Here is a 17,275-nt window from a genome sequence, read left to right as displayed (position 1 = left end):
GTGTCACCCGGACACAACGACATGAAGGAAGACCCCCGGCACGCGCCCGGCATCATCGACCAGGCACTGGCCTACTACGGCGCCGTGGCCTTGCACACGGGGGCGCCGCTCATGCCGTCCGAAGCCGTTGACCGTGGCGTTCACGCGATCCTGCTGCACACGCGCGAAGCTGCTGAACTCTTCGACCGCGTCGCGGGCCGCTTCCTGCACCACAACCCGCACCCCGAGAAGGGTGGGCGTCCTGCGGGCTCGCTCGCGTACACCAAGTCGGCGATTCTCGACGCCGGTTACGTCATCCAGGACAAGTATTGGGCTCACGTCGAAGGCGGCATCTCGCAGTGCGACTCCGACGACGGACGCCCCTACAGCAACGCGTAGGCGGTAGCCCAACGTCAGGGGGACCGGTCCTCATCGGGGGCCGGTCCCCCTCTACCCGGGAAGGAGTCAATCGGGTGTCCGAGACCATCACCGAGTTGCCGTCCGAGGTTCGAGCGGTCGTTCAGCCCAAGGCCGTGAGAGTCGTTGCGGACCGTCGTGGGTCGATCGTGTGGGAGGCGGAATCCGAGCCGCACGGGCGCGTGGCCGTCAAGGTCGGCGCCCCCATCGATGAGCAGCGCGGGTACACAGCTCTCGCCCCCGCCCGGGAAGCCTCCGTCCTGCATGCTCTGGGACGCCCTCATGTCGCTTACGGCACATGGGATCGAGGCACGTGGAGTGTTCAGCCCTGGTTCGACGGCCTGAGCCTCTGGCCTCTGTGGGGAGACCAACGAAAGGACCGTCAGGCATCCATCGACTACCGGACCGCCGCCGACTGTGCGGAGGCACTGGATCGGCTCCACAGCGACGGTTGGGTGCACGGGGACGTGCAGCCCGCGCACTTGATCGTGAGTGACGGAGTGCGGCTGATCGACCTCGCCTTCGCACGGGGTGGCAAGGTCCCCGCTCTGTATGACTTCCCGTATCCCGGGTGCCTGGTCCACTACGAGGCCCCGGAGATTTCCCGCAACGTCCTCGCGACCGGCACGGCCACTCCGTCTCCCGCCGCAGACGTGTACGCACTGGGGGCGTCCCTGCTGATCTGCGCCACGAGCGTCAGGGCAATGGAGTACCCGGACGATGCGGAGCGCGAGGAGCAGCGACAGGCAGTGGTCGACAACAAACGACGGCCCTTCGACCTCCCGGAACCCTTCGGTGGCGTGGTGGACCGCATGCTGAGCTACGAGCCGTATGACCGGCCGACCCTCGCAGAGGTGATGGCGGACTTCCGCGAGGCGGCCAAGTAGGGCGAGGAAACAGCGGATTTCACCCTCTGATGGATGCTCAACGTCGGCGGAGGCCGATCGCCACGCCGAGTGCGGTAGCCAGCGCTGAGGCCATTCCACCCACGGCTCCGATCGGACCGGCCAGCGAGGGGTGGACCACACACAGGTAGAGCGTGGCGCCCAGGACCAGGACGACGACGAGCCCCAGCACCAGGACCAGCACGGGGTCCGTGCCCGAGGGCTGCGGGGCCGGCGGCGGAGGCTGGTTGGTGGTGGCGGACATGGGAGGTCTCCTCCTTGGGTGAGCCTGCGGGCTGTCCGCAGGCGGAAGGCGGGCATGAGGGGCCCCGCACCATCTGCGTGCCGGGGGCGCCAGGTGTACGGCAGAGTGCGAGACGGCAGGGTTGGCTCCGCAAGGGCGGCCTGCTCATCGCCCAGAAGTCGCGGCCTTCTTCCGGGGTTTGCGCGGTTTCGCGATGGCGGTGCGCTTGTACTGGTGGGTCTTGGAGAAACCGAGCGGGGCGAAGGGGGCCTTGATGTAGTGATCGCGTCGCTCGACAAGCCCGAGAGCGATGAGCTTCCTCAGCCCGCGCTCATGGGTGTCGGCGGACCAGCCGTACCACTCGGGGGCCTTCTCTGCCGGGAAGGCCGACCAGTTCTTCTCGCGAGCGACGACCAGGAACAGGGCAAGGCCGGGCAGGTCGAGGCTCTCGTCGCGGCCCGTCGTCCAGAACGTGGCCGGGATCTGGAGATAGCGGTTCTCCTCGGTCTTGCCGTCGGGGCGGTCGTAGATCCGCCCACTGCCGTCCTCGCGCCTGAGAGTGACCGTGATCATGGTCCCGTCGCGTTGGCAGTCGATCAGCTTGCGTTCACGCAGCCGGAGCAGGGCCCGCCAGGCACCCGTGCGGGCGGACTGGTCATCCGCAGTCTTGTGAATGTCCATCAGCCTCGCCCACACCGCGCTGTCGTGCCTGGTCGACCAGCCGGTGTCCCCGTTGCTGCACGCGGCCACGATGAGCAGGTATGCCTTGAGGCCCCGCAGGTCCCTTCCTGTCACGAAGTCCTTCAGGGGCCCGTGTCGGCTGTCGCCCCCCGCGTTCGCCTGCACGAAGGTCTTGCGCAACGGCACGCTGGCCCGGACCGAGCGGTCGAGGACCGCCGTACGCGTGTCCCGTCCGGTCGCGGTGGCCTCCCGCTGTCGGTCCCGCTCGGTGGGCGTCGTCGTCTTCATGCCTTCGGACGCTAGCCATCCTGACGCCGCAGCATCAAACGGTTCAGCGGCCCGGACGGTGCCGCATCAGCTGACGATCATGGATGTGCCAGCGGTCCTTGTGAGGTCCTCAATGAAAGCTCCATGTGACAGATCTGAGTGAGAGTCCCAGTGAAAGGTCGACATGGGATAACCGGTAAGACATGCCTCAGCACCGCACCCCGCATGCACCACCACACCCGTCGCCGCACGACGGCGGGTGCGGCCGACCAACTCGCTGCCTGGGACGCGGAACCGTCCGGCCCGGGCGGCCTGAACCCGCGACCCAGGCCACACGTCCACCCGATGCGGCACACTGGACGTTTGGCCTCCCGGCCGATTCCGAGCAGAAAGGGCCGAGCGCGCGGTGAACGGACCCCTGATCGTCCAGTCGGACAAGACTCTCCTGCTGGAGGTCGACCACGAGCAGGCCGACGCCTGCCGTCGTGCCATCGCGCCCTTCGCGGAGCTGGAGCGCGCCCCCGAGCACATCCACACCTACCGGGTCACGCCGCTCGGCCTGTGGAACGCGCGCGCGGCCGGGCACGACGCCGAGCAGGTCGTGGACGCCCTCGTGGAGTTCTCGCGCTACCCCGTGCCGCACGCGCTGCTCGTGGACGTCGCCGAGACGATGGCCCGGTACGGGCGCCTCACGCTCTCCAAGCACCCCACGCACGGGCTCGTGCTCACGACCACGGACCGGCCCGTCCTCGAAGAGATCCTGCGGTCGAAGAAGGTCCAGCCGCTGGTCGGGGCCCGCGTCGACCCGGACACCGTCGTCGTGCACCCCTCCGAGCGCGGCCAGATCAAGCAGACGCTGCTCAAGCTGGGCTGGCCCGCCGAGGACCTCGCCGGGTACGTGGACGGCGAGGCGCACGCCATCGACCTCGACGAGAGCGGCTGGGCGCTGCGGCCCTACCAGCAGCAGGCCGTCGAGGGCTTCTGGCACGGCGGGAGCGGCGTGGTCGTGCTGCCCTGCGGGGCCGGGAAGACCCTGGTCGGCGCGGGGGCCATGGCGCAGGCCAAGGCGACCACGCTCATCCTCGTCACCAACACCGTCTCCGCGCGGCAGTGGAAGCACGAGCTGGTGAAGCGGACGTCCCTGACCGAGGACGAGATCGGCGAGTACAGCGGGACCAAGAAGGAGATCCGGCCCGTCACCATCGCCACGTATCAGGTGCTCACGACCAAGCGGAAGGGCATCTATCCGCACCTTGAGCTCTTCGACTCCCGGGACTGGGGGCTCATCGTCTACGACGAGGTGCATCTGCTGCCTGCCCCTGTTTTCAAGTTCACCGCCGATCTGCAGGCCCGGCGGCGGCTCGGGCTCACCGCCACCCTCGTACGCGAGGACGGGCGGGAGTCGGATGTCTTCTCGCTCATCGGGCCGAAGAGGTTCGACGCTCCGTGGAAGGAGATCGAGGCGCAGGGGTACATCGCGCCCGCCGACTGCGTCGAGGTGCGGGTCAATCTCACCGACAGCGAGCGGCTCGCCTACGCCACCGCCGAGGCCGAGGAGAAGTACCGCTTCTGTGCGACGACGGCGACGAAGCGGAAGGTGACCGAGGCGCTGGTCAGGAAGCACGCGGGTCAGCAGACCCTCGTGATCGGCCAGTACATCGACCAACTCGACGAGCTGGGCGAGCACTTGGACGCGCCCGTCATCAAGGGCGAGACGACGAACGCGGTGCGCGAGAAGCTCTTCGACGCGTTCCGGCAGGGCGAGATCTCCGTGCTCGTGGTGTCGAAGGTCGCGAACTTCTCCATCGACCTGCCGGAGGCGACCGTCGCCATCCAGGTGTCGGGCACGTTCGGCTCGCGGCAGGAGGAGGCGCAGCGGCTCGGACGGGTGCTCCGCCCGAAGGCGGACGGGCACGAGGCCCGCTTCTACTCGGTCGTCGCCCGCGACACCATCGACCAGGACTTCGCCGCCCACCGGCAGCGGTTCCTGGCCGAGCAGGGGTACGCGTACCGGATCATGGACGCGGACGAGCTGCTGGCGGGCGGCTGAGCGAACGGACTTCGGACCTGTGGGTGGCTCGGTACGCTGGAGTACGAGCCACCACTGACCGAAGGATCACACCGTGCAGCCCCGTCACACCTACCGCGTTCAGTGGACCGAGGAAGCAGCCCGGGTCCGCGACTCCCTCGACGCCGAGCGCAAGCGTTACCTCTTGGAGGGTGTGGAGATACTGGCGGCCGATCCGTTCCACGAGCAGTCGCGCCCCATGAACGCTTCAGGGACGCTGCGCAAGGCGATCGTCACGGACGGCATCCTCGCCGAGTACGACGTGGTCGCAGAGGTCGCGGTCATCATCTTCATCGAGCTGTTCGACAGCATGAGCGCGCTGCGGCCCGTCGACCCCGCCTAGCCACACCAGCGGCGTCAGCGCCAGCACGAGCAGCGGATACGGCGACGCCAACGCCTGCTGCCACCACGGCAGTCGCAGGTCCAGGTCGCCCGCATGGGGCAGCAGCCACATCGTGCGGGCCGTGAAGACCACCGCCACCGCCGCTGCCGTACGCCGGTGCCCCCGCGCCCACAGCAGCACGAGCAGCGGCACGCACCACACCCAGTGGTGGGACCAGCTGATGGGGGAGACCAGGAGCGCGGTGCAGGCGGTCGCCAGGATCCCCCACGGCCCGTCCCCGCTCCGGCGGGCCAGCCACAGGCCCGCGACGCCGAGGACTCCCGCGGGAACGGCCCACGCGAGGCCCGGCTCCGCGGTGTGCAGGACGCGTGCGACGAGCCCCTGCAGCGACTGGTTGTCGACGATCCACGCCTTGCCGACCCGGCCCGTCTCGAAGACCCGCCGGGTGAAGAACTCGACGGTGGCGTACGGGAGGACGAGCGCGCCGAGGAGCACCGTGCCGGCGAACGCGGCCAGCGCCGTGCAGCCCTCACGCACGCGGCGCGTGAGCAACAGGTACGCGATGAAGACGGCCGGAGTGAGCTTGATCCCTGCGGCGACACCGATGCCGAAGCCGTGCGCCGGGGAACCCGGAGGCCGTGTGAGGTCCCACAGCACCAGACAGGCCAGGGCCAGGTTGATCTGCCCGAACAGGACGGTCTGGAAGACGGGTTCGAGCCAGAGGGCGAGGGCCGTCGCGGCGCACAGGGCCGTGGGGCGCGTCCGGAGGCCCGCCAGCTTCGCGGAGAGGTGGAGGAGGGCGGTGAGGAGGCCGGTGTTCACGACGAGGAAGGCGGCCTTGAGGGCGGCGACCGGCAGCCACGTCGTCGGGACGAAGAGGACCGCCGCGAACGGCGGGTACGTGGCGGGCAGTTGCCACTCGGTGACGGTGAAGCCGTAGAGGTCGCCGCCGTGCGCGACGGCCGCGCCTTCCGCCCGGTAGACCAGGGCGTCGGCCATGGGCAGGCCCTGGAGGGCGCAGAGGGTGACGAGAGCGGCGAGGGAGACGGTGAGCAGGGTGAGTGCGGACTGTGATCGAGGGGTCACAGTCCGTCGACTGTAGTGGGTGGGTGGGGAGTTGACCCCGTAACCCCGGGTCAGGCGCGGCGGACGCCTGCCTCTTCCGCGTACTCCCCGAGGACGACGACCCCGAAGGCCGTGCTCACGAAGACCTTCGCGGCGCGCAGGGCGTCACCGAGGCGGTGCGGACGGTGGGCCGCGGCGGACGACGCCGTGGCCCCATGGGCTGAGAGGGAGGCGGCCGGTGCGGCCGCCGCGGACGACGGGCTGAAGGCTGCGGTGCTCATGTATCCATGGTGGATCGCGGCGGTTTGATCCACATCGGCCTGCGGGGGTAACCCGTGGCCGCCCACCGTCCACCCGCAGGCTGAGCCCGACCCCTAGGTCCCCCTCAGGGTCTACTCCTCCGCGAGCTCCGCGACCCCCGTCACCCGGTGCAGCGGATACGTCCGCACCTCGTCCGCCGTGTGGTCGTACGCCGTCACGAAGCCGCCCTCGACCCGGATCGGGGCGATGACGCGCTGGCTCGCCGCGCCCTCCGCGTTGACGTAGCCGATCCACAGGGCGTCCCCGGTCAGCACCGCGGCCTGCATCGTGGCGAGGGTCTCGGCGGCCGTGGTGCGCGGGAGTTCGCCGCCCGACGTGTGCGCGGCGCTCGCACCGGCGCCCTCCTTGCGGGGGGCCGTCGAGGCCAGGTCGCCCGCGCGGATGGCGCGCACGGCGGCGCCGATCAGGGTGGCGTCGGGCAGCGGCGGCCCGTCCGGCACCGGCTCGGGCGCCGTGCGCGGGGGCGTGCGGTGGGCGTGTGCGCGGGCGATCAGGACGTCGCCCTCGGGGCCCTCGGCGGCGGGCGCGAACCCCATGGAGCGCAGCCCTTCCAGGAGGCCCGCCGGGTCGGCCTGGGCGGCCAGGACGGTGGGCGCTAGGCGGCGCAGGCGGAGCCCGGCCGAGCGCTTGTCGGCGAGGATCTCGTTCAGGAGCGCCTCGTCGTCGCAGCGGACGTAGGCGGATGCCGCGCCGATGCGCAGGTGGCCGTGGCGCCGCGCCACGTCGTCGATCAGATACGTGAGGGGCTGCGGGACCGGCGTACGGGAGTGGGCGGCGAGGAAGGCGTGCAGGTCGGACGCGGACCGGCCGGCGTCGAGCGCGCGCCGCACGGAGCCGGGCGTGAAGCGGTAGACCGTGGCGCCGCCCTTCGACTCGACGTCCGCGAGGACGGCGAGCGCGTCGGCGAGCGGGCGCTCCAGCGGGCCGGGCGCGACGGCGGTCAGGTCGGCCTGGAGCAGCACGTGGTCGAGGGGTTCGGGCAGGAGCGGGGCGAGCAGGCGGCCCGACGCGGCGGCGGCCAGGGCGAGTTCGGCGGCGGTGGGGCCCGTGGCGAAGGCGGTGGCCGGTGCGGCGCTGCCGTCCGGGCCCAGCAGCGCGCGGCCGTGCGCAGACAGCGCCCCGCGCCCCGTCACCCCGAGCAACTCGGCCTCGGTGACGGTCCATTGGGCCATCCTCGTCCGCAGTTCGAGGGAGGCGGGGGACGGGCGCTGCCAGCGCAGGCGGCCCAGGAGCGAGTCGGGGTCCGGGGACGCGCCCTCGGGCAGCGACGCGATGAGGCCGAGGACGCGGCGGCGCACCTCGGGGGCGGCCGAGCGGTCCAGGTGCGGGCCGAGCGCGGAGAGGGTGCGGTCCTTGCCGTCGCGGCCGCCGACCAGGCCCGCGGTGCGGGTGGCGGCGAGCCAGGCGGAGGCGAGGGACGACCAGCGCTGGGCGGCGGGGAGTTCGAGCCACTCGTCGTACGCGGGGGTCGCCGCGTACCGCTCGTCGGCCTCGCCGTCGGCCGCCAGCAGCCCGGCGGCGTAGGCGAGTTCGACCCAGAACGCGGCCTGCGGCTCCGGCACGTCCAGGGCCACCGCCGTCCGCTTCAGGTCGCGCACGCTGAGCCCGCCCGCGCGCAGCACCGCGGGCCCGCCCTCGTCCCAGTCCTTCAGGAGCTCCTCGACGGTGGCGAGCGCCGTGTACGCCTGGCCCGCCGCCGTAGCGTCCACAACCTGTGGGCGGTGTTCGCGGGCCGCCGTGACCTCGGGCGGCTGCGGTTCGGCGGCGCGGTGGGCGCGGCCGCCGCGCAGGTGGAGGGCGGCCTCGCGGGGCAGCACGACGGTGCCGGGCGAGGTCGGCACGAGCAGGGCGCGGTCCAGGAGCCAGCGCAGATGCGCGGCCGGCTCGGCGGTGACCTGGCCGTACGGCGGCCCCCAGACGAGGCGCGAGAGCACCTCGACGGCGGCGGCGGGCGCCTCGTCCAGGAGCGCCGACATCCGGGCGCGGTCGGTGAACAGCCCGGTCAGGGAGTGCACGGCGGAGACCGCGTCGTGCGTCGAGGGCAGGCCCACCGCCGCGACGATCTCCTGGATGCGGCCCGGCGACATCCCGGCGGTCGCCTCGGCGACGGTCGGCCCGAGCCCGGTCGGGGACGGGTGCTGCGGGGCGGGCGCGAGCAGCTCGCGGACGGTGCGCACCAGGCGGAGCCGGTCGTCGGGCCCCCAGACCAGGGCCTGTGCGCGCAGCGTGCCGAGCGCCCGGCGCAGTCCCGACTCGACGGCGCCCCGGTCCCGCACACCGTCCTGCCCGTCCCCGGCGAGGAGGCTCAGGAGCTCCGCGTACGAGGCGGGGTCGGGCGCCACCGCGAGCGCCTCGGCGGTCTGCTGCGCGAACCGGTCGAGGTGGTCGAGGGCGCGCACCACGGAGGCCCGGGTGCCGGCCCGGGTGGCGAGCTGCGTGAGGTCGTTCGGCACCGGGGTGAGCAGGTCGGGGCGGGCCCGGAGCAGCCCGGCGAGCTCGGCGTCCCCGCTGGCGCGCAGGGACTCGGCGAGGGAGCGCGGGACTGCATCGGCAGGGCGCGCTGCGGAGTCCGCGGCCTGCCCGGCCGCCTGCTCGTGGGTGCTCATCCGGCCCACGGTAGCGGGTCGGGTGGGCACCGGGGGCCCACGTCACCGGGTGCAGGCGGTACCGTCACGTGCGGGGAGAACCGTCAACAGAGCCGCCCCGGAGGGGACTTCGTGGGGATCGAGAGCGACAAGCTCGTCTTCGACTACCTGAGCCGCGTCGGCGACGTGGCCCAGCAGCGTCAACTGCCCTCCGGCACCCGTATGCGCCTCGTCTCGGAGCTGCGCGGCGAGATCGAACGCCGCCGCTCCACGGCCGCCGACACCCCGGCGGGCGTCCGCCGTCTCCTCAGCAGCCTCGGCACCCCGGAGGAGCTCGTCGACGCGGCGGGCGAGGGCGGCGACGGCCCGCGCGTGCCACGGGAGACCCGTGTCGAGCTTCCCTCGCAGCGTGCGGCGGGCACCGACGACGCCCCGCTCTCCGAGCGCCTGCGCCGCAAGGTCCCCCGCCCCCGCACCCCGCGTGCCCCCCGTACGACGCGCCTGGACAAGCCCGCCCCGACGCAGGAGCGGCGCCGCGACGCCCCCTCCCCGCCGCACCTCGCGGGCATGGACGAGCTCGGCGACCACGGCGGCGTGGAGCCGGACTGGTGGCGGGTCGACCGCCGCACCAGCCCGTTCGGGCTCGACGACAGCCTGCCCGGGTTCACCGGCGGCGTGGAGATCCCCGAGATACTCAAGCCCCCGCCGCCCCAGGGTGAGGAAGAGGAGGCGGAGGAGGAAGAGGGGGAGTACGAGGAAGAGGAGTACGAAGAGGAGGCCGAGGGCGACGAGGCGCAGGACGAGGACGACGACGGCGCCGTCGAAGCCGCTCCCCGCCGCCGCATCCTCGGCGGCGGCCGCCGCTCCGCCCCCGCCAGGGAGCCCCGCTCGGGCCCCGCCTTCGTGAACCCGCTGCTCCTGATCGCCGCCGCCCTGCTCACCGTCGGCGCCATCGTCGGCAACCTCATCGCGCTCGGCGTCGGCTGGGTGATCGCCTACACCACCCGCAAGCTCAGCCGGGCCGAGGCCAAGTGGGCCGTGCTCGGCATGCCGGGCCTGGTGGCGGCGGGCGGCATCGCCTGGCTGTGGGGCCGCACCCAGGGCCGCTGGGGCGAGCCGATCGCGGACGGGCACATGAACGACGCGATCGTGGAGACCTGGCCGTGGGTGCTGCGGGGGGCGGCCGTCGCCTCCGCGCTCTTCCTGCTGTGGAGATCGCAGCGGCAACGGCCGTGACCAACTGCCGTACGGGGCGGCCTGCTTCGGACTGATTCGGCGGACTACTTCGTGAGATCGCGCTGCATCTCGTCCAGGATCTTGTTCGCCGCCGTGTAGCCGATGCCCTGGATCCACAGCTCGTCGTCGACCTTGTGGACGTCGCCCGACTTCACGGCCTTCATGTTCTTCCACAGGCCGCTGCCGACGGTCTGCGTCTCCTTCGCCTTCTTCGGGTCGCCGTACGTCGACTGGAAGATGACGTCCGTGTCGGCGAGGTCGATCTTCTCGGGGCTCAGGTCGTAGGAGAACCCGTCCTTCGCCTTCTTCACGATCGCGGGGCGGCCGAGGCCGACGTCCTTGAGGACCGTCGCGATGTAGCTCTGGTCGCCGTAGAGGCGGATGTCGGCGCCCTCCAGGAAGCGGAGGACGTTGACCTTGGTCGCCCTGGCCTTCTCGGGGCCGCCGAGCGCCGTCGTCACCTTCTTGGCGTGCGCCATGTAGGCGGCGGCGACCTTCTTGGCCTCGTCCTGCTTGCCGAGGGCCTCGGCGTGCACCTGGAAGTTCTGCCGCCAGGGGTAGCCGGTGGTCTCCGTCATGACGGTCGGCGCGATGCTCTTCAGCTGCTCGTACTTGGCGCCGTGCCGGATCTTGCTGGTGAGGATGAGGTCCGGCTTCAGCGCGGCGATGGCCTCCATGTCGGGGCTCTCCATCACGCCGACGTCCTTGACGCCCTTGAGCTCGCCCTTCGGCAGATAGCTCGGGAAGCCCTCGGCGGCCTCGACGTGCGTGGCCCCGACCGGCTGCACACCGAGCGTCAGCGCGGAGTCCAGCTCGGCGGTGTCGAGCACCACGACGCGCTGCGGGTGCTCCTTCACCTGGACCTCGCCCATGGCGGTGTCGACGGCGCGGGTCCTGCCGCCCGCGTCCTTGCCGCCGTCGCCGGAGCCGGAGGAGCCGCAGGCGGACAGGACGAGCCCGCCGGTCAGTGCGAGCGCGCCGACGGCGAGGGCGCGGCGGCGGGCGGGCACGGTGCGGGAGCCGGTCATGAGGAGAGCCTTTCGTCGGTGGGACTGGGGGCGGTGGCGCTCCAGGGCGCGCCGGGGACGATCAGGGGCGAGCCCGTCACCGGGTCCGGGACGACCACGCACTCCAGGCCGAAGACCTCCCGTACGAGCTCCGCGGTGACGATCTTCGAGGGGGCGCCCTCGGCGACGATCCGCCCCGCCTTCATGGCGACGAGGTGATCGGCGTAGCGGGCGGCCTGGTTGAGGTCGTGCAGCACGACGGCCACGGTGCGGCCCGGCTCACCCTCGGGGGTCGGTGCGGCCAACTGGCGTACGAGATCGAGGACTTCGACCTGGTGCGAGATGTCGAGGTAGGTCGTGGGCTCGTCGAGGAGCAGCAGGTCCGTCTGCTGCGCGATGACCATCGCGATCCACACGCGCTGCCGCTGCCCGCCGGACAGCTCGTCCACGGACCGCTCGGCGAGGGCGGTGACGTCGGTGCGCGCCATGGCCTCGGTGACGGCGCGCTCGTCCTCGTCGGACCACTGCTGCCACCAGTGCTGGTGCGGCTGGCGGCCGCGCGAGACGAGGTCGGCGACGGTGATGGCCTCGGGGGCGACGGGCGACTGCGGGAGCAGCCCGATCCGCTGGGCGATCTTCTTCGTCGGCAGCTTGGCGAGCTCCTCGCCGTCGAGCAGCACGGCACCGCTCTTCGGCCTGAGCAGCCGCCCGAGGGCGCGCAGGGTGGTCGACTTCCCGCAGGCGTTGGGGCCGACGATGACCGTGACCCGGCCGTCGGGGATCGCCAGGTCGAGCTCGTGCACGACGGCGCGGTCCTCGTAGGCGAGGGTCAGTTCCGTGGTCGACAGTCGAGAGGTGCGCGCGTCAGCGCTCGTTGAGGGGCGGAGGTCGGGAGACGGGCGGGACGTCGTCATGCGGTGCCTCCATTGCGGACGGTACGGCTCCGGACGATGAGCCAGATCAGATACGGCGCCCCGACAGCCGCCGTGAGGACGCCCACCGGAAGCTCGGTCGGCGCGAAGAGACGGCGGGCGAGCAGGTCGGCGAGGACGACGATCAGCGCGCCCAGCAGCGCCGAACTGAGCAGCGGGATCTGCGCGGTGCGGGTCAGGCGCCGGGCGATCTGCGGGGCGAGCAGCGCCACGAAGTCGACGGGCCCGGCGGCGCCGGTCGCCACGGACGCGAGCACCACGCCGAGCGCGACGAGCCCCAGGCGTACGCGTCCCAGGCGCACCCCGAGCGCCGTCGCGGTGTCGTCGTCGAGGGTGACCGAGCGCTGTGCGCGGGCCGCCCAGAGGACGAAGGGCAGCAGCACGAGGAGGGTCAGGCCGAGCGGGTTCGCCTCGGCCCAGCCGCGCCCGTTGAGGGAGCCCGTCATCCAGATCTGCGCCTGCTGGGCGACGAGGTAGTCGCCCTTCGTCATGAAGAGCGTGGTGATGGACCGCAACGCGATCGCGAAGCCGATGCCGATGAGCACGAAGCGGGTGGCGTGCAGACCGCCGCGCCAGGCGAAGACGTACACGAGGGCGGCGGCGAGGACCCCGCCGAGCACCGAGAGATAGGGCAGCACCGCGTACGAGGTGAGGCCGAAGGTCATCGCGCCGACGGTGAGCGCGCTCGCGCCCTGGCTGATGCCGATGATGTCGGGGCTGGCGAGGGGGTTGCGGGCGACGGTCTGGATGAGCCCGCCCGCGACGCCGAACGCGGCACCGACGAGGAGACCGACGACCATGCGGGGCTCGCGCAGCGTTCCCACGACCAGCTCGTCCGGGGACGGCTGCCCGAAGACGACCTTCAGGGCCTCGACGGGCTGCACGAAGGACTCGCCCACGCAGAGGTAGGCGAGACAGGCCGCGGCGAGCAGCACGGTGAGCGTGGTGGCCACCACGGCGGCCCTGCGGTGCACCATGAACGCGGCCCCGCGCACGCGGAGTACCGCGTAACCGGCGGGCCGGATCCGGGGGTTCAGGGCGGGCTCGGGGGTGGTGCCGAGGGTGGCGGTCACGCCGGTACCGCCTTCCTGCGCACCAGCGCCACCAGGAACGGCACCCCGATGAGCGCCGTCATCACACCGGCCGGGACCTCGCTCGGCGGGAAGATCACGCGCCCCACGGTGTCCGACACGAGCAGCATCACCGGGCCGAGGACCGCCGCCATCGGCAGCACCCAGCGGTGGCCGCCGCCCACGAGGGCGCGGGCGATGTGCGGGACCGCGAGGCCGGTGAAGGCGATGGGCCCGGCGGCCGCGACGCCCGCGCCCGTCAGGACCGTCGCCCCGAGCCCGCCCACGACGCGCACCGTCGCGACCTTCTGCCCGAGCCCCTTCGCCACGTCCTCGCCGAGCGCGAGCGCGTCAAGACCCCGGGCCACGGAGGCGACGAGGAGCAGCCCCACGACGAGGAACGGCCAGATCTGGCCGACGATCGCGGCGTCGCGCCCGGAGAGCGAACCCACCTGCCAGAAGCGGAACTCGTCGATCGCGGACGCCTTCGTGGTGAGGACCGACGTGGTCACCGAGACGAGCAGCGCGTTGATCGCGGCGCCGCCGAGCGCGAGCTTCACGGGCGTCGCGCCGCCCCGCCCGCTCGCCGCGATCGCGTACACGGCGACGGAGGCGATCCCGGCCCCCGCGAACGCCCACCACACGTACCCGGTCAGCGTGTGCACGCCCGCGAACGCGATGGCGAGCACGACGCCCACCGAGGCGCCCTGGCTGACGCCGAGGATGCCGGGATCGGCGATGGGGTTCCGGGTGATGCCCTGCAGGGCGGTGCCCGCGACGGCGAGCGCGGCGCCGACCAGCACCCCGATCACGGTGCGCGGCACCCGCATCCCGCGGACCACCTCGGCGGCGTCGCTGTGCCCGCCGTGCAGCAGGGCGTCGAGGACGGCGGAGGGCGCGATGGCGCGGGCGCCGACGGAGAGGCTGAGCAGAATCGCGAGCAGCAGGGCCACGACGGCCGCCGTCATCGCGACCGCGCGTCTGGCTGGCACACGCATCGGCTGAGGCTCGTTTCAGAGGTTGTTCACGGGCAGAGGGGACGGTCTCGGCAAGCCGCGGTCGGGCTCGGTAAGCCTTGGTAAGGCTTGGCTAAGTCTACGGCGGGGGAGGGGCGCCCCGGCCCGGCCCAGTGGCGCCACAATGGCCCCATGACTTCACGCGCGTTGACCGTCGGCTTCGACCTCGACATGACCCTGATCGATTCCAGGCCCGGTATCCGCGCCGTCTACCTGGAGCTTTCCGAGCGCACCGGCACGTACATCGACGCGGACCTCGTCGTCACGCGGCTCGGCCCGCCGCTGGAGGAGGAGATCGCGAACTGGTTCCCGGCCGACAAGGTCGCGGAGATGAGCGACCTCTACCGTGAGATGTATCCCACACACGCGATCACCGGGTCGCTCGCGATGCCGGGCGCGCGCGAGGCGATCGACGCGGTGCACGCGGCGGGCGGCCGCGCGATCGTCGTCACCGCGAAGTACGAGCCCAGCGCCAAGCTCCACCTGGCGCACCTGGGCCTCGGCGCGGACGAGCTCATCGGCAACCTGTGGGCCGAGCGCAAGGCGGAGGCCCTGCGGGAGCATGGTGCGTCCGTGTACGTCGGGGACCACACCGGTGATGTACGCGGTGCGCGTACGGCGGGCGCGCTCTCCGTCGCGGTGCCGACGGGGCCGTGCGACGCAGCGGAACTGCGCGCGGCGGGCGCGGACGTGGTCCTGGCCGACCTGACCGAGTTCCCGTCCTGGATCGCCTCCTACGCCTCCGCCTAGGACTACGCCTCCGCCTGGGACTACGCCTGGGACTTGGCCTGCCTGCGCTGCACGGCGACCCCGCGCAGCACCCCCGCGGCGGCGATCAGGAACCCCACGCCCATCAGCATGCACACCGCGTACGCGATCGGCGGGAAGGGGTCCGAACCGAGGAAGAGCGGGGCCACGGTGACCAGTGTGGCCACGGCTCCGACGAAGAAGACGATCGCTCCGACGCGGACGAGGCCGTCGCCCGGTCCGGCGGAATTGGCTTGGGTTTTGTCACGCACCGGACCAGGGTAGTTCCCAGCGCGTAGGAAGAATCCGGGGACGTCTTGTCAGCGGCCCCGGGACCAATAGTCTTGGAGCTGGCGGGTCGGTCGACCCGCTGTAGTGCTATCCAGAGCCGTTTTTCACGACGACAAGTACGAGGACGAGGACTTCACGTGCCTACCGGCAAGGTCAAGTGGTTCAACAGCGAGAAGGGCTTCGGCTTCCTCTCCCGTGACGACGGCGGTGACGTCTTCGTGCACTCCTCCGTCCTGCCCGCCGGCGTCGACACACTCAAGCCCGGACAGCGCGTCGAGTTCGGCGTGGTCGCGGGGCAGCGGGGCGACCAGGCCCTGTCGGTGACGATCCTCGACCCGACGCCGTCCGTGGCGGCGGCGCAGCGCCGCAAGCCGGACGAACTCGCCTCCATCGTCCAGGACTTGACCACGCTTCTGGAGAACATCACGCCGATGCTGGAGAAGGGCCGCTACCCGGACAAGGCGTCCGGCGCCAAGATCGCCGGCCTCCTGCGCGCGGTGGCGGACCAACTGGACGTCTAGCTCCCCCCACTCTCGAACGCCGGACGGGCTGATGCAGCCCGTCCGGCGTTCCGTTACGGGAACGCCAGCGCACCCGGCGCCAGCGCCGGCACCAGACCCTCCGCCGCCGCCCGCGTCAGCAGCCCCCGCACCGCCGCGTACCCGTCCTCCCCGAGGTCGGCGGTGAACTCGTTCACGTACAGGCCGATGTGCTGGTCGGCGACCGCCGGGTCCATCTCCTGGGCGTGCTCCAGGACGTAGGGCCGGGACACCTCGGGGTCGTCCCAGGCCATGCGGACCGAGGTGCGCGCCGCGGCGGCCAGCTCCCGCAGCACGGCCTCTCCCAGCGCCCGCTTCGCGATGATCGCCCCCAGCGGGATGGGCAGGCCCGTCGTCGCCTCCCAGTGCTCCCCCATGTCCGCAAGGCAGTTGAGCCCGTAGTTCTGGTACGTGAAGCGCGCCTCGTGGATGACCAGGCCCGCGTCCACCTTCCCGTCCCGCACCGCCGGCATGATCTGGTCGAAGGGCAGCACCACGATCTCGCCGACCCCGCCCGGCACCACGTCCGCCGCCCACAGCCGGAACAGCAGATACGCGGTGGACTTCTCGCTCGGGACGGCCACCGTCCTGCCCGCCAGGTCCACCCCCGGCTCCCGGGTCAGCACCAGCGGCCCGCACCCGCGCCCCAGCGCACCCCCGCAGGGCAGCAGCGCGTACTCGTCGAGGACGTACGGCAGGACGGCGTACGACACCTTCAGGACATCCAACTCACCGCGCTCCGCCATGCCGTTGGTGATGTCGATGTCCGCGAAGGTGACGTCGAGGGCGGGCGCGCCGGGGACGCGGCCGTGGGCCCAGGCGTCGAAGACGAAGGTGTCGTTGGGGCAGGGGGAGTACGCGATCTTCAGCGCGGCGTCCGTGCGGCCGTCCGTCCGGCCGTCCGTGGGGTCAGTCGTCATGCTGGGTCCAACTCTCCAGTACCGGTGGGAACTTCCCGAAGGCGTCGGTGAGGGCGGCGAGCGCGTCCCCGATGCGCCAGGCGGCGCGGTCGCGCGGGCCGACGGGGTTGGAGACCGCGCGGATCTCCAGGACGGGCAGCCCGTGCGCGGCGGCGGCCTCGGCGACCCCGAAGCCCTCCATCGCCTCGGCGAGGGCCCCCGGGTGACGTGCGCGCAGCGCCTCGGCCCGCGCCGCCGTGCCCGTCACCGTCGACACGGTCAGGACCGTCCCGGTCGCCGCACCGGTGGCGGCGGCGACATCTCGTACGAGGGAAAGCGGCGGACCGTGGGTGACGGCCCCGAAACCGAGTTCGGTGACCGGCAGGAAGCCGCCGGGGGAGTCCGGGGACTCCGCGCCGAGGTCGGCGACGGTGATGGCGTCGGCCACGACGAGCGAGCCGACGGGCGCGTCCGGGGCGAAGCCGCCGCCGATGCCCGCGGAGACGACGAGGTCGTACGGGACGTCGGCACGGGCCAGTGCGGTGGCCGTGCCCGCCGCGGCGGCGGCCGGGCCGACCCCCACGGCGAGGACGTCGAAGGCACCGGCGGGGGCGGTCGTGAACGCGCGAGCCACCGCGTCCCGTTCGGCCGGGACGGCGGTGGCGATCAGGACACGCATGCGGG

General features: G+C 72.4%; 18 protein-coding genes. 6 read left to right on the top strand and 12 right to left on the bottom strand.

Features of this window, described 5'->3' with window-relative positions:
• The first annotated feature begins 21 nt into the window (after positions 1 to 21).
• Positions 22 to 378: a hypothetical protein gene (locus tag ACFWYM_RS15660; RefSeq protein WP_384836019.1), complete on the top strand. Its 357-nt coding sequence runs from the start codon at positions 22 to 24 to the stop codon at positions 376 to 378.
• A 74-nt stretch (positions 379 to 452) separates the two neighbouring features.
• Positions 453 to 1,283: a protein kinase gene (locus ACFWYM_RS15655; RefSeq protein WP_384836016.1), complete on the top strand. Its 831-nt coding sequence runs from the start codon at positions 453 to 455 to the stop codon at positions 1,281 to 1,283.
• A gap of 37 nt (positions 1,284 to 1,320) precedes the next feature.
• Here ACFWYM_RS15655 and ACFWYM_RS15650 read toward each other — a convergent pair whose 3' ends face one another.
• Positions 1,321 to 1,545, bottom strand: coding sequence for a hypothetical protein (locus ACFWYM_RS15650; protein WP_384836013.1), 225 nt, complete (start codon positions 1,543 to 1,545; stop codon positions 1,321 to 1,323).
• 144 nt (positions 1,546 to 1,689) lie between these two features.
• The gene (locus ACFWYM_RS15645) at positions 1,690 to 2,493 is read right to left on the bottom strand and encodes a hypothetical protein (RefSeq protein WP_384836010.1); all 804 of its coding nucleotides are present in this window, start codon (positions 2,491 to 2,493) and stop codon (positions 1,690 to 1,692) included.
• Positions 2,494 to 2,878: 385 nt separating this feature from the next.
• Here ACFWYM_RS15645 and ACFWYM_RS15640 point away from each other — a divergent pair, with 385 nt between their 5' ends.
• Positions 2,879 to 4,522: a DNA repair helicase XPB gene (locus tag ACFWYM_RS15640; protein WP_384836007.1), complete on the top strand. Its 1,644-nt coding sequence runs from the start codon at positions 2,879 to 2,881 to the stop codon at positions 4,520 to 4,522.
• A gap of 226 nt (positions 4,523 to 4,748) precedes the next feature.
• Here the strand turns inward: ACFWYM_RS15640 and ACFWYM_RS15635 are convergent, their stop codons facing one another.
• The 3 genes from ACFWYM_RS15635 to ACFWYM_RS15625 form a co-directional block, all read right to left on the bottom strand.
• Positions 4,749 to 5,969, bottom strand: coding sequence for a glycosyltransferase 87 family protein (locus ACFWYM_RS15635; RefSeq protein WP_384836004.1), 1,221 nt, complete (start codon positions 5,967 to 5,969; stop codon positions 4,749 to 4,751).
• Positions 5,970 to 6,019: 50 nt separating this feature from the next.
• Positions 6,020 to 6,229: a hypothetical protein gene (locus ACFWYM_RS15630; protein ID WP_384836001.1), complete on the bottom strand. Its 210-nt coding sequence runs from the start codon at positions 6,227 to 6,229 to the stop codon at positions 6,020 to 6,022.
• A 111-nt stretch (positions 6,230 to 6,340) separates the two neighbouring features.
• A complete protein-coding gene (locus tag ACFWYM_RS15625; RefSeq protein ID WP_384835998.1) occupies positions 6,341 to 8,875 on the bottom strand; it encodes a helicase-associated domain-containing protein in 2,535 nt (844 codons plus the stop codon).
• Between the two features lie 111 nt (positions 8,876 to 8,986).
• On the opposite strand from ACFWYM_RS15625, the gene ACFWYM_RS15620 reads away from it, so the two are divergent.
• The gene (locus ACFWYM_RS15620) at positions 8,987 to 10,090 is read left to right on the top strand and encodes a hypothetical protein (protein WP_384835995.1); all 1,104 of its coding nucleotides are present in this window, start codon (positions 8,987 to 8,989) and stop codon (positions 10,088 to 10,090) included.
• Positions 10,091 to 10,134: 44 nt separating this feature from the next.
• Here the strand turns inward: ACFWYM_RS15620 and ACFWYM_RS15615 are convergent, their stop codons facing one another.
• Genes ACFWYM_RS15615 through ACFWYM_RS15600 form a run of 4 tightly spaced genes read right to left on the bottom strand, consistent with a single transcriptional unit; the run spans position 10,135 to position 14,097 of the window.
• Positions 10,135 to 11,118 (bottom strand): ABC transporter substrate-binding protein, encoded by a 984-nt coding sequence (locus tag ACFWYM_RS15615; protein ID WP_384835992.1) that lies wholly within the window; start codon positions 11,116 to 11,118, stop codon positions 10,135 to 10,137.
• Entirely contained in the window at positions 11,115 to 12,011 is an 897-nt protein-coding gene (locus tag ACFWYM_RS15610) for an ABC transporter ATP-binding protein (protein ID WP_384835989.1), read from the bottom strand. Before ACFWYM_RS15610 ends, ACFWYM_RS15615 begins: the two co-directional genes overlap by 4 nt.
• A complete protein-coding gene (locus ACFWYM_RS15605; protein ID WP_384835986.1) occupies positions 12,008 to 13,102 on the bottom strand; it encodes a FecCD family ABC transporter permease in 1,095 nt (364 codons plus the stop codon). Before ACFWYM_RS15605 ends, ACFWYM_RS15610 begins: the two co-directional genes overlap by 4 nt.
• Positions 13,099 to 14,097, bottom strand: coding sequence for a FecCD family ABC transporter permease (locus tag ACFWYM_RS15600; protein WP_384835983.1), 999 nt, complete (start codon positions 14,095 to 14,097; stop codon positions 13,099 to 13,101). Before ACFWYM_RS15600 ends, ACFWYM_RS15605 begins: the two co-directional genes overlap by 4 nt.
• Before the next feature lie 150 nt (positions 14,098 to 14,247).
• Between ACFWYM_RS15600 and ACFWYM_RS15595 the strand changes: the two genes are divergently transcribed.
• Complete coding sequence (locus tag ACFWYM_RS15595) at positions 14,248 to 14,865, top strand: HAD family hydrolase (protein WP_384835980.1); 618 nt, start codon at positions 14,248 to 14,250, stop codon at positions 14,863 to 14,865.
• Positions 14,866 to 14,885: 20 nt separating this feature from the next.
• Here ACFWYM_RS15595 and ACFWYM_RS15590 read toward each other — a convergent pair whose 3' ends face one another.
• A complete protein-coding gene (locus tag ACFWYM_RS15590) occupies positions 14,886 to 15,134 on the bottom strand; it encodes a hypothetical protein (RefSeq protein ID WP_384835977.1) in 249 nt (82 codons plus the stop codon).
• Positions 15,135 to 15,290: 156 nt separating this feature from the next.
• Between ACFWYM_RS15590 and ACFWYM_RS15585 the strand changes: the two genes are divergently transcribed.
• Positions 15,291 to 15,674: a cold-shock protein gene (locus ACFWYM_RS15585; protein WP_055701393.1), complete on the top strand. Its 384-nt coding sequence runs from the start codon at positions 15,291 to 15,293 to the stop codon at positions 15,672 to 15,674.
• Between the two features lie 53 nt (positions 15,675 to 15,727).
• On the opposite strand, the gene ACFWYM_RS15580 is transcribed toward ACFWYM_RS15585, so the two are convergent.
• Positions 15,728 to 16,612: a 1,4-dihydroxy-6-naphthoate synthase gene (locus ACFWYM_RS15580; RefSeq protein WP_384835974.1), complete on the bottom strand. Its 885-nt coding sequence runs from the start codon at positions 16,610 to 16,612 to the stop codon at positions 15,728 to 15,730.
• Positions 16,602 to 17,270, bottom strand: a complete 669-nt coding sequence (locus ACFWYM_RS15575; RefSeq protein ID WP_384835971.1) for a futalosine hydrolase — start codon at positions 17,268 to 17,270, stop codon at positions 16,602 to 16,604. The genes ACFWYM_RS15580 and ACFWYM_RS15575 overlap by 11 nt, the downstream gene beginning before the upstream one ends.
• Positions 17,271 to 17,275: the final 5 nt, after the last annotated feature.

Source organism: Streptomyces sp. NPDC059009 (assembly GCF_042740175.1).
Taxonomy (GTDB): domain Bacteria; phylum Actinomycetota; class Actinomycetes; order Streptomycetales; family Streptomycetaceae; genus Streptomyces.
Note: the sequence above shows the minus strand (reverse complement) of the source record. Positions and strands in the feature narration are given on the sequence as shown.